Here is a 12,864-nt window from a genome sequence, read left to right as displayed (position 1 = left end):
CACTCTAAAGAACCAATTCATCCAAACTGTCTGGAAACAGGTCGGCGCTCAGCAAGAAAGTGGGTATAGACGCCTGCAAGCGAACTCCCCGTTTGTCACTGATTTCAATTGATTCCTTTTCTTCCAATAATGCAGCCCCGACAGATTTGGCCACCCGCAAATAGGCAACTAACTCCTCCAACCCTGCATTAATCGGCTGATAATTTGCAATAGACGCAATCGTCATTGGACCAAACTCTTTTAACGTTGCTAACGCCCTCTCAGCAATTAATCGAATTTGAACAACATCAAGGCAATCCAGCATTTGTATACTCGGTTCCCGAGAGTTGAGCTGTTCTTCAGCACCTGAAGTATCCAGCTTTTCATCAGGTGATTTAAGCAGCATGCTTTCAGGAGAGCTAATACTTGCCGCGCCAACGGGCAGTGACAGAGTTGTCGCCGTTTGTAAGTCATAACCTGAGTTCTTTAATTCAATGGCGAGTCGTTCCAATTGACCAAGCAATCTATCAACCGCACGATTTTCTTGAGCAGTACCACTCTCTATGTAAGCACGCAAGCTCTCTTCCGTTCTTCGCCTGATTTGAAAAACTCTGTCACTCTCGCGACTCAGTTCTCTCATCAGCTGACTTAAGAATTGCCGCTGCTGGGTACTTAAGTGTTCTGCGACCGGACGACTTAAAATACTTCGAAGCTGATCTCGTAGCTCCATAGTTCTATTTTGATCACATAACAAATCAAAAAAACTTTCAAACGCACTACCGGCATCCGTTTTAGCCAGTAATGCTTCTTTTTCTAAAACAGCAAGAAGGATATCTCCTCTGGTGGAATCCCCCTCAATAATTTGAATACGAATTTCCTGATCCAACTGACGAATTTCATCTTCAACACGGCGAAAATCACCCGTTAAAACAGAAGCCAGTTGGTAAATTTCACGAATTCTTTCCCGCTGCTCAGCCTTGGTTAATTCGGTCACAACGCCAGCTCTCAGAGCATCAATCTCTCTTTGAATCTCGGATTTTCTATCTTCCAAAAGCGCGACACGCTCATCGGCATTTGGGCTAATCGCTACTGCGAAGTCCCTAACCGCTTCCTGTACAATTCGAAGATGAGACGCAGTGGTTCCTGAATTGCGTTCATCAAGCCCTTGGCTAAAACGGAGTGCAATTTCACTGGCATCCGTTTTAGTTAATGTGTCATCCATCTCACGCAACCAGCCTTCCCGAATCCATTTATTGAGATAAGTACCCGCTCCCGTTTCAGTTTCCCAAACGCCAAGTTCACGACAACGTACCAACTCTGCATCAAGTGACACGCGGGCACGACTAAAAGGGACTTCACTATCCTCGGAAAATAACTCCCCCAAAAATGCCAAAATTACAGGAGCATTATCAGCTCTCAACAGTTTCCAGGCAGCACTTTCCTGAAATAGACGGCGGTACTTTGCCTGTAACCCTTGGAAATTCAACTTGCCTCCCTCTGTGTGGTGATGAATAAAAAGCGATTAGATGAGCATTGGCCCACGGCTATCCTTTCCAAAAAGCCACCACCAAGAATTTTGTATAATTTACAATCGATACAATCAAATAAAACCATAACATCATATTTTTTTATTATGTCAACACAAATTACTGACTTTTAAACTATTCAGCGTTGTGACCAATGGGAGTATTAAACTTATTAAAGTCACCTATTTTTGAAGAATAGCGGCAACATGATGGTGAAAAACAAAAACTGCTAGCGCAGACAGATAATAAGGAGATAAACAATGTCTCAATTATCATCAACAAGAAAAGCGGTGGGAGTACCCTTTCAAGGTAAAAATGAGCGGTCTGGACAAACCGCCCCGATACAAACAATGGAAAATTCCTACGCGTTACTTTCTACGAACAGGCAAACCAGTACCGCGCTTCCCATCTTGCGGCAAAACCAGTACCGCTACTGACCAAGCCGGCAGCGTGACCGCGCCATCTTTCGCAATTCTGGTACCCGCCGCCAGAGATGTATGGCCCAGTTCCCTTTGAATATTATTCAACTTCAACCCTCTGACGTTAAGATCTCTTACTGTGGCAGGATGTGGAGCCGCATTAATCATCACCACCAAACCGTCAAATCGCGAATCACGGTCATCACCAGTAGTATTACCATCATCTATGGTCATCACCAGCAACCCAAGCTGCTGATGCGGCCCAACGTTATGGAAATCAACACGTTGTTTAACCGATGTACCATCACCAAGAGTCATCAGTGGTGAATATTGACGCAAGCGCAACAATTCCTGATAAAAAGCCGTCATCTGTAATAATTCAGTCCGGCCCGGTTTATCTACCACATTTTTCACTTTTTCAATCAATGCATAATTTTCGCCATCAACACGCTGATCCGGCATACCAACATCATAGTTGTTATCCTGGTAGGTGTAGCTAACACGGTTAAACCAATCGCCGGAATTATAGGAATCGCGGGTAAAAGATTTTGAACGTAGTAACTCCGATCCGTGTTGAGCAAAGGCCAATCCTTGTCCAAGGAATGTCGTGGCGAGGGATATTGCCTGCATACGAACTCGTGTTGCCAGATTCGCCTCACGTGCAGCTTTGTAGCTGATTATGTCCCACAGCGTTTGGTTATCGTGCTTAGAGACATAATTAATCACTTCAATTGGATCAGCGGCATAACCAGCTATAGCGCCTTTGTAGTTAATTTCCCTACCCGTTTTTACCGTCCCATCTTTATCGATCATCACAAAATCAGCCAAATTGCCCGCCATGCCAAGACGTACCAGATCCGCCAGATGACGCACCTCATTAGCATCCAACCAAGCCATTTCGTTCAGCAACGTTCCCGCGCCATTGCCCACTCCCTGGTTAATACGAATAGTGTCAGCGGAATCAAACGGCCCACCACCTTGTACCGCGTCGCGCAGTCGATCAGAGAAAGTACCAATTCCAGTACCTTTAAGATTAATCTGTGAAGCAATCTCGAAACGGTCACCCTGCCCGGAATTCCAACCTTCACCGAAGAAGTAGACCGATGGATTAATCCTACGTACTTTTGCTAGTGCCGATAAAATCTGGGCCTTGGGATGATAGCCCATTAAGTCAAATCGAAACGCGTCGATTTTATAGTCCTTAACCCAAGTCACCAACGAATCTTCAATGAGTTTAGCGAACATGCGGTGCTCTGGAGCCGTATCGTGACAACAAGTGTTAGATTCAACGTTGCCCGTGATCTCATCCAAACGATGATAGTACCAAGGCACTACCTTATCCAATACTGAGGATCGGTGCGTCGGCCCGGCTGCGTTGGTATGGTTATACGCCACGTCCATGATCACATTCATCCCCAATTGTTGCTTGATGGCCTGAATCATGGCGCGAAACTCTTTTATACGTACCGAACCTTCCGCATCTGTAGCATAAGAACCTTCCGGTACCGAGTAATGAAACGGATCATAGCCCCAGTTGTAGGAGTCGGTTTCTGCAATCATTGCATTCAGTTCTTGTACCTGCGGGTTATTAGCATTGTCACCGCTCTTCAGCTCCTGCAACACTTCACCCACGGTCTGTGAACTATTGCAATAATCAGCGAAACGGCTGCTCTTCACCTTTGGGTTGACTTGGCACAAACGGCTAAACGGGTGATTCAGATCAGCCACTTCATTGCTGAATTCATTAATGGAAGCCACATCGAATACTGGCAATAGCTCCATATGAGTAACCCCTGCCTGACTCAATGTCCTAAGGTGTTTGAACATATCGCTGTTGTCAGCGGTGAGAGCCAGATACTTACCACGCCAAGTTTCTGGTACCGTGCCATCTGCAACAGAGAGATCACGAACATGAGCTTCATATATGGTCATACGCGCAATGTCCGCCGGTGTATTTTGCGAACGCGGCATGATCAGGCTATCCCAATTTTGTGGTTTCAGTGCCTCGTCATTCAAATTGATGACTTGACTGTACTCCGAATTGGTGGACAAACTGTGGGAATAGGGATCGGTAACCTCGTAGTGCTCCACATTACGGAAATATGGATGGTATACCGTTAAAGCATAGCGGTAGTAAGCACCAACCAACTCTTTATCACCTTGCCATGACCAGGAACCACTAACAAGATCACGATTCATTGCATGATTGGCAATGACCTGTTTATTTGCATCATAGATAACCAACCCAACATGTTGAGCAGTAGGTGCCCACAAACGGAAGGTAACATCGGTATCGTTGATTAGCGCTCCATATTCCAGTGTGACGGCAGCGTTAGCGAAGCGGTCATCCAGCACACCAGCCGTTTGTACTTGAGTAGCCGACAATAGCAAGCCAGTTTCATTGGTAGCCAACGCCACCAGATCACCGGTAAGCAGTGTATCAACATCCGTGTCCTCTGGTAGGCGGAACGCTGTTAATTTCTTCAAGTGCGGGAATCGCTCAGCCGTCTTCTGGCTCAGAGTCGTCGGCGTTAACGTCAGATAACTATCGATGAAGTTCCCTTCATCATTAGCTTCCACCTTGCCATTCCGGTTGTAATATAAGCGGACATCAGGCTTATCCGCTCCACCCGACCATAACAACGTCTGGTTGTCGACCCAATGTGCCGAAGCCTGAGAAACACCAAACACAGAATTAAAGGCTGCTGCACGACTGCCATAGATTTGATAATTGCCGGGTATCACAGAAACGGTACGGTTACTAAAATCGGAGAAGGAGACTTTCAGGTCACCGTCGATCAATTTATTGTTGTTACCATCACGCACGATAAAATTGATACAGCCCTCGTTCTTGGTTAACGGTATCACCCAGTAAGGCCCATAACTATCGCTACCAGTGGGAGTTGCACTGGTGTCGTTCCAGCTTGATGAAGGGGAAGCCAAAGCATCACAATTTTTATCGTTCCATAAGTAGAGGGTGTTGGTACTGTAGTCACGATTCGTTGTTGGGCTTTGACTTAATTTAGCAATGTCCACCAAGTGGATCACTGCCTGAAAATTGCCAGCAGTGGCAGCTTCACTGGGTATTTTATTAGGGATATGCGCCATCGGTTCCTCCGGGGTTTTGGGTAAAGAACGATTGTTATCACAGCTAGCCAGTAGCAAAACGAATGCACTGCTTAATAGGGCCAGGTAAGCCCTTTTCCAGAAGGGAGCTACCATAATCAGACCTTTCTAATAGAAATAAATCGTCGCCGATATTATTGTTAATAAAATAGGAATGAAATATTAAATAATGTCTCAGATGAGTCAGCATCCTCCTAGTTTTGATACTAAGAGGGAGGAGGCGTTAGGAGGAGATACTTTTGCGTGATATTGCGTACGATAATAATGTAATAATCTTTTATTACATAAGCCTAGTGTGAGTTTATTTGTATTATTCCATTAGATATAAGTGTAACTTGTTACAGAACCTACACCTGCGTAAAGTCTGTCCTTCTACGTCCATTTATATTTTCATCCCAATTAAAGCCAAGCTCATCACCATGATAAGCTGTTAAGATTAAAATTGGTTTTCCATTATAATTTAGAACCGTAATATAATAGGGTTTTATAAACAACTTAAATGACAGATAGAGATAGCGATAGCGATAGCGATAGCGATATTATAGTGTTATAGAATAATAATCCAGAAGAATATCTATAGAGCTAACTAAATTGAAACAACATGCAATTCAATAAATTTTCCAAATGCCTATTACGAACATTTTAATTTGTAATATTATTATAAAATCAACAGCGGAACTAATTATACAAGAATATGTTTATTTATAAAATTTCTATTTTAAAATAAAACCGAGGATAAATATGACCTATTAACCATAAAAAATCAATGAGAAGCAATAACTTCATTCCAGTTATTGCCTCTGTGCAAATTACGATAATGAAAGATATTAAACCTAAATTCTATATTCCTAATATCAATACAACGAATATTTTAATCATAAGTAGAAATAGAGATTTATTTTATTATCGTTATCCCTGTACATTTTATAAATTATTATGATTAAGATAAATCTGATGAAATTTTCTGAATTGCATCAAAAGCACACTGTTGGTCTAAAGAACCACTCGGTGCGCCACCAATACCAATTGCACCAATCACTTCATCACCAGATTTAACCGGAACACCACCACCAAGTAATAGGAAGCCTGGGATATCCCCTAAATATTGAGCACCAAGATTTGATTGTGCGGTTTTCATTACGTCCTCTGACGTTCTCTGAGTAGATAACGCGGTATAAGCTTTCATTTTGCTCGCCTCAACGGTATGCAACCCGGCTTTATCCATACGCTGAACCGCTTTCAAAACCCCACTTTTATCAATAACAGAAACCGCCACGTTATAATTATTCGATTTACAGGACTGAATTGCCTCAGAAGCTAATTTATTTGCTACCTCAAGAGTAATATTACGTTCAGTAATTAATGATGAAGCAAAAGCAGATTAAGCGAATAAACCTGCCGCCAGGACAGTATGGAAAAGAGAATGTTTCATAGGTAAACCTCATTAAGTTTAAGTTGATGAATTATCCTGTTCTAACTTAATGAGGTTTATCGGCTATAGCTATTCGGCCAATTACTTATTCGACTCAGTAGAAATACTTAGTCATAAGATAATGACTTAAATAATTCATATTCTTTGACTAACTGCGGTAAAGAATGTATATCCAATTTATGAAATATATTGGCTCGATGAACCTCAATAGTACGTGGTGATAATGATAACTGTTGAGCAATTTGTTTGCTGGTTTTACCTTCCAGAATAATTTTCATCACCTCCCTTTCACGTTCAGATAACTGGCTAAATTTAGCTTTTAACTACTCATATATCTGACGTTGCTTAAATACTTTCTGATGAAATAATAATGCACTTGAAACTGTTTCAATGAGTAAATCTGCATCAATAGGTTTGGTTAAAAACTCGAAAGCACCGTTCTTAAAAGCACGACGACAAATATCAATATTTCCGTGTCCTGTCATGATAATAACCGGTAATGTACTATTGAGTTTTAAAAGATCGTCCTGCAATGCCAATCCAGGTTTTCCCGGCATACGAATATCCAATAAAATACACCCCTGAAGCGCTGCAATATTCTTACTGCCAATTTCATCAAGAAATTCTTGCGCACCAGGAAATGAACTTACCTGCCAATTCATTGTTTCTAATAACATATACCCGTCATCTTTCAAGTTGCCTCTTTGTTGGCTGCACTCGCTCACCCCGGTCACATAGTTATCTATGCTCCCGGGGATTCACTCCCTTGCCGTCGCGATGCATCTTGAAATCCATAGGGTATAGATAATGAGTCACGGATCGCTTCATCATCATCAATAAGATAAATCACTGCCGCCATTACTTCTCCTTACCTTTATTAGTTGGTAACCAAATAATAAAACGCGCTCCTCCTGTTTCACAATTTTCAGCATTAATATCACCACCAAGTTTATGAATTAATGTTTCTGTTAACGTCATTCCCAGCCCCATACCTTGTTGACGTGTTGTGAAGAATGGAATAAACACGTTTTTTAAAGCTTCATCACTTAGTCCAGGACCACCATCTGTTATCATGATTTTTATCATTTCATTAATATAGGCGATATCGATGCGGATCCAATTTTGATATTCTGACCGACCTTGCCCTTGCTGTGCCTGAATAGCATTACTGATTAAATTGTGAAATATTTGCTCAATCCACAACGGCTCGGCAGATATCATTGGCAATTCATCACAAATATGTTTTATTATCTTGATCTTACCCGCCTTAATTTCATTTTCGAGCAATATCTCAACTCGACCTAATATCGGTAAAATATTTACAGATTGTAAAATAATATTACCCGTCGTCAGTTTTTGACGGTACTGCGTTAATAAATTTGCGATTCGTTGAGTTTGCAAAATTGATGAATCCAGTATTAGCGTCACTTTATCATATTGCTGCCTTTTCATTAACCGCAATGCGGTTTGGTTATAACTCATAATTGCCGTCAAAGGCTGATTTAATTCATGAACAACACCTGTTGCCACTTCATCCATTGTATTTAAGCGGGTAAATTCAAAGAAATGTGCTCGTAAATCGGCAATTTTCCTCAATCTTTTATTCTTCTGAATTAAAAAGATAAAACAGATAATCACTGCCCATAAAAAACTCAGACAAGCAATATAACCCCACGGAATTTTAGACCATTGTTGATCGTTACCCACTTTAAGCACAAAAGGCTGAAAACGATTGGTTAACTTTTTCTCCCAGTTCCAAAAATAGTGCTCTTTCTCCAGTCCATACGTAATCAATGGGCGATTATTCCAATCCAGTTGTACCATTCGAAATTGTGACAATAATGATAGATCTTTCATTAAGATATTAATATCTATTAATAACCGGATATTATCGCGTTTACTATTAAGCCAATACCTTCCCTCTCCCTCTTCACTGATTATAGGGAATATTAATACATTCATTGGCATCTCTTGTAATCCGACGATTTGTGGAAAATTTTCCTGTAGCTGATCTAATTCGATATTAGTATCCGTTAGCGATACAATCGCGTCATGTTGTGCCAGCTTTTCACTCAGCTCTCGATAAAGAATATTAAATGAAACTGTTTGTTGTTGATAATTCTGATTTAGTGAATGATTAATCATTCCCAAAATAGTCAAACCTGTTAACACAACCCACGAAAAAAAATGCCACATGTGATTACCTGAAAAGATATCTTTCATGACGTTAAAATACAGTCAGAATATATAAAAGAAACGGCTATTAAACAGAATGAGTTGAATTTTAGAGAACATTTGGCATTGAGCAGCATATTAAAATTCATTATAGTGTAATTATTTCATCAAAACATTTCTTAAAATAAATAGTTACCTATGGTAAATGAAACTCCAGCTCTAGCTTATTTTGTCTAAGCATGTTTCATGCTCCTGATCAAATTATTTCGATAGATAGACCCCAGATAAGGGTTTCGGTAACCCCTGTCAAGGCTCTTAATATCATGTCAAATTTACTGAATAATCTAAGGTAATCACCTAATAAATCGACTCGATGAAAGGGTTTTCTTTCCCTTTGGCATCACACCGATATCTAAAAAATAGTAATATTTATCAAATAGTTGAGATAAATTTTCACCATTATTCTATATTTGACCAGAAAAAACACTTTACAATCGATAGTGATAATTATTATCATTCGTATCGCTTTCAGATGAACTGCCTTCAGGGTACAGATGAAAGCACGACATTGCTCACATTGCTTCCAGTGTTTACTTTAGCCAGCCAGGTGCTGGCTTCTTTTTATTAATTAATCCAATCACCCTTTGTTTAAAATATTTGAATTTTTAAGTCAGATTTTTAAGCTTTAATGCTATCTCTTCTCAATTAGACTGTAAAAACCATTGAGGAGATTTGAATATGATCCATTTACGCAAAGCATCAGATCGCGGCCATGCCGATCATGGCTGGTTAACTAGTTGGCATACCTTCTCATTTGCCAGCTATTACGATACTAATTTTATGAATTTCTCAGCATTGAGAGTCATTAATGAAGATTTCATCAAAGCAGGTCAAGGTTTTGGTACCCATCCGCATAAGGATATGGAAATACTGACCTATGTTCTTTCTGGTGCCGTTGAACACCAGGATAGTATAGGAAATAAAGAGCGAGTACCTGCTGGTGAATTCCAAATTATGAGCGCAGGTACCGGCATTCGCCACTCAGAATACAATCCGAACAGTGATCGCCAATTGCATCTGTATCAAATTTGGATCATCCCAAGTAAAACGGGTTTAACACCGCGCTATGAACAAGGTCGCTTTGATGATGTACAAGGCCGCCAACTGGTGCTCTCGCCTGATGCACGGGGTGGTTCACTAAAAGTATTTCAGGATATGACTTTGTGGCGTTGGGTACTTAAGGATCACGAAACCGCCGAATATGTCGCAGAAAAAGGCCGTTATATTTGGATACAAGTCATTCGTGGCGAAGTGACGGTTAATGGTGTCAAAGCCACCACCAGCGATGGTCTGGCTATCCGAGATGAAATCAATCTTCAACTTAGCAGCAGCAACGATAGTGAAATATTGTTGTTTGACCTTCCTCCAATATAAATATCAAATAAGCCTCACCCTAACGGATGAGGCTAAAAAATTCACAATTACAGTTTAGGACCTGCTTTCACTAAAGCTTCTCCCGCCTGTGTATCGGTATATTTATCAAAGTTGTCGACAAAACGATGAGCCAAATCTTTCGCCCTCTCTTCCCATTGAGATTTATCTGCATAAGTCTTACGTGGATCAAGAATATCGGTATCCACACCCGGCAACGCTGTCGGAACCGCCAGATCGAAAATAGGTAATGTAATGGTATTAGCTTCTTCAATATCACCATTTAGGATGGCATCAATGATCCCACGGGTATCCTTAATCGAGATTCGTTTACCCGTTCCATTCCAGCCAGTATTCACCAGATAAGCCTTAGCACCTGCGGCCTGCATACGTTTTACCAAGACTTCCGCGTATTGAGTTGGATGCAAAGTCAGGAATGCGGCACCAAAACAAGCAGAAAATGTAGGTGTTGGTTCAGTCACACCACGTTCGGTACCTGCCAATTTTGCCGTAAAACCAGATAGGAAGTGATATTGAGTCTGTTCGGGTGTCAAACGAGATACCGGAGGTAACACACCAAATGCGTCCGCAGTCAGAAAGATGACCTTAGTTGCATGGCCCGCTTTGGAAACCGGCTTAACAATGTTTTCAATATGGTAGATAGGATAAGAAACACGGGTATTTTCAGTTTTTGAACCATCATGGAAATCAACCGTGCCATCTGTCAGTACAGTAACATTTTCCAGCAACGCATCACGTCTAATCGCATTATAGATATCAGGTTCCGCCTCTTTGGACAGATTGATGGTTTTCGCGTAACAACCACCTTCAAAGTTGAATACACCGTCATCATCCCAACCGTGCTCATCATCACCAATCAGCTTACGTTTTGGATCAGTAGAAAGTGTAGTTTTACCTGTACCAGACAAGCCGAAGAAAACCGCAACGTCCCCTTTTTCACCCACGTTGGCAGAACAGTGCATCGAAGCAATACCTTTCAGTGGCAACAGGTAGTTCATCATAGAGAACATCCCTTTCTTCATTTCGCCACCGTACCAGGTACCACCAATAAGCTGCATACGCTCTGTCAGGTTAAACGCAACAAAGTTTTCAGAGTTCAAACCCTGCTCTTGCCATTGCGGGTTGGTGCATTTTGCACCGTTCATCACAATAAAATCTGGTTTGAACTCAACCAACTCTTCATCTGACGGACGGATAAACATGTTTTTAACAAAGTGGGCCTGCCACGCAACTTCTGTGATAAAGCGGACTTTCAATCGTGTATCTGCATTAGCACCACAGAAAGCATCAACTACAAACAAACGTTTGCCTGAAAGCTGTTTAGTTACCAAGCCTTTCAGGTATGTCCATGTTTCCTGCTGTAATGGCTTGTTATCATTTTTACCTTTTCCCTGGTCAGCCCACCATACGGTGTCACGGGTGACATCATCACGAACAATGTACTTATCTTTGGGGGAACGACCCGTGAAGATCCCCGTATCGACAGCCACAGCCCCCAGGTTGGTCAGAGTGCCACTCTCGCAGCCTTCGAGTGAAGGTTTGGTTTCTTCTGAAAATAACAACTCATAGCTTGGATTATAAATAATTTCATTAACATCATGGATTCCATAGTCCGCGAGTTCCTGCGGGGTAATACCTTTAACACTCATGTTATTGCTCCTGGGTAGTCACGCTTTTTCTGTGAGCAATAATAAATAGTTATGATTAATTAACAGCGATAGTTATCAAAAAATTGAAAACCCACTATTTTTTTAAGTTTAATCTGGGGCCAAAGGCACAAAAGCAGTTTTGAGTATTATGGATATTGCTAGAAAGGCGCGAATCAGCGCCTTAAAAGGTGAGAAAATTTGTTTAGATAGAATATCAATGGAGCCGATTCTTTTTTTCTGTTCTGATTGCAGCCAGATCATCAGCATCAAAAATATGGTGCGTGCCGCAATACTCACACGACATATCAATGGCGCCATCTTTCTGCAAAATATGATTAACATCCTCATCGGAAAGTGTGACTAATATGTCAGCACAACGTTGGCGAGAACAAGTACAACGGAATTCAACCGCTTGCGGTTCATATAATATGACATCCTCCTCATGATAAAGGCGGTGCAAGATCTCCTTAACTTCCAATGAAAATAACTCTTCACCTTTAATGGTTGCAGTAAGTTGCACCAGATGATCAAAAGCTTCCGCACTCCCCTGCTCCGCTGTTGGCAGAATTTGTAACAACATACCACCAGCAGCAACTCTTCCATCCTGAATGCCTGTACGGATAAATAGACGAGTGGGTAGCTGTTCAGACTGTCTAAAATAATCATCAAGGCAATCCGCCAGTGTTTCACCTTCCAACGCAACCACTCCCTGATAACGCTCACCATGAGTCGGTGTAATGGTAATAACCATATAGCCTGTACCCACCATCTGTTTCAAGCTGCTATTTTCAGTCACTAATCCATCAATACGAGCGACACCACGCATTTGTTGCTGATGATTACCATTAATAACGGCCAATTTGACCGGGCCATCTCCCTGAATCTGAACCGTAATATCGCCATCAAATTTCAGGGTTGCAGTTAATAGACTGGTTGCTACCAACAGTTCTCCCAATAATTGCTGTACCGGCTGCGGGTAATCATGATTATCCAAAACATTCTGGTAAGTCTCACTGGCTAAAACCAGCTCACCACGTACAGAATAATTCTCAAATAAAAAGCGGTGTAATTGGTCTTGTTTAAACATAAATATCTCTCATTCGAGC

At 41.4% G+C, this 12,864-nt stretch carries 6 protein-coding genes and 2 pseudogenes; 1 reads left to right on the top strand and 7 read right to left on the bottom strand.

Annotated features, from left to right (window positions below):
• Positions 1 to 4 precede the first annotated feature (4 nt).
• From CKY02_RS14875 to CKY02_RS14855, 5 genes and pseudogenes are all read right to left on the bottom strand, one after another.
• The gene (locus CKY02_RS14875) at positions 5 to 1,465 is read right to left on the bottom strand and encodes a DUF3375 domain-containing protein (RefSeq protein WP_112895889.1); all 1,461 of its coding nucleotides are present in this window, start codon (positions 1,463 to 1,465) and stop codon (positions 5 to 7) included.
• A 408-nt stretch (positions 1,466 to 1,873) separates the two neighbouring features.
• Complete coding sequence (gene pulA, locus CKY02_RS14870; RefSeq protein WP_112895888.1) at positions 1,874 to 5,146, bottom strand: pullulanase-type alpha-1,6-glucosidase; 3,273 nt, start codon at positions 5,144 to 5,146, stop codon at positions 1,874 to 1,876.
• 844 nt (positions 5,147 to 5,990) lie between these two features.
• Positions 5,991 to 6,482 (bottom strand): annotated as a pseudogene (locus tag CKY02_RS14865) (GlcG/HbpS family heme-binding protein).
• A gap of 107 nt (positions 6,483 to 6,589) precedes the next feature.
• Positions 6,590 to 7,159: pseudogene (locus CKY02_RS14860) on the bottom strand (response regulator transcription factor).
• Between the two features lie 181 nt (positions 7,160 to 7,340).
• Complete coding sequence (locus tag CKY02_RS14855; RefSeq protein WP_240002060.1) at positions 7,341 to 8,678, bottom strand: sensor histidine kinase; 1,338 nt, start codon at positions 8,676 to 8,678, stop codon at positions 7,341 to 7,343.
• A gap of 717 nt (positions 8,679 to 9,395) precedes the next feature.
• Here CKY02_RS14855 and CKY02_RS14850 point away from each other — a divergent pair.
• The gene (locus CKY02_RS14850) at positions 9,396 to 10,091 is read left to right on the top strand and encodes a pirin family protein (protein ID WP_112895886.1); all 696 of its coding nucleotides are present in this window, start codon (positions 9,396 to 9,398) and stop codon (positions 10,089 to 10,091) included.
• Between the two features lie 47 nt (positions 10,092 to 10,138).
• On the opposite strand, the gene pckA is transcribed toward CKY02_RS14850, so the two are convergent.
• Complete coding sequence (pckA, locus tag CKY02_RS14845; protein ID WP_112895885.1) at positions 10,139 to 11,758, bottom strand: phosphoenolpyruvate carboxykinase (ATP); 1,620 nt, start codon at positions 11,756 to 11,758, stop codon at positions 10,139 to 10,141.
• Between the two features lie 214 nt (positions 11,759 to 11,972).
• Positions 11,973 to 12,845, bottom strand: a complete 873-nt coding sequence (gene hslO, locus CKY02_RS14840) for an Hsp33 family molecular chaperone HslO (RefSeq protein ID WP_112895884.1) — start codon at positions 12,843 to 12,845, stop codon at positions 11,973 to 11,975.
• Positions 12,846 to 12,864: the final 19 nt, after the last annotated feature.

Source organism: Photorhabdus bodei (assembly GCF_003287735.1).
Taxonomy (GTDB): Bacteria; Pseudomonadota; Gammaproteobacteria; order Enterobacterales; family Enterobacteriaceae; genus Photorhabdus; species Photorhabdus kayaii.
The sequence above is the reverse complement of the archived record's forward strand: the minus strand, read 5'-3'. Positions and strand labels throughout refer to the sequence as shown.

What these genes read in the sequence shown, in the direction of transcription:
- pulA (WP_112895888.1), bottom strand. Translation starts at nt 5,146, where the DNA reads ATGGTAGCTCCCTTCTGGAAAAGGGCTTACCTGGCCCTATTAAGCAGT.
- CKY02_RS14855 (WP_240002060.1), bottom strand. Translation starts at nt 8,678, where the DNA reads ATGTGGCATTTTTTTTCGTGGGTTGTGTTAACAGGTTTGACTATTTTG.
- CKY02_RS14850 (WP_112895886.1), top strand. Translation starts at nt 9,396, where the DNA reads ATGATCCATTTACGCAAAGCATCAGATCGCGGCCATGCCGATCATGGC.
- pckA (WP_112895885.1), bottom strand. Translation starts at nt 11,758, where the DNA reads ATGAGTGTTAAAGGTATTACCCCGCAGGAACTCGCGGACTATGGAATC.
- hslO (WP_112895884.1), bottom strand. Translation starts at nt 12,845, where the DNA reads ATGTTTAAACAAGACCAATTACACCGCTTTTTATTTGAGAATTATTCT.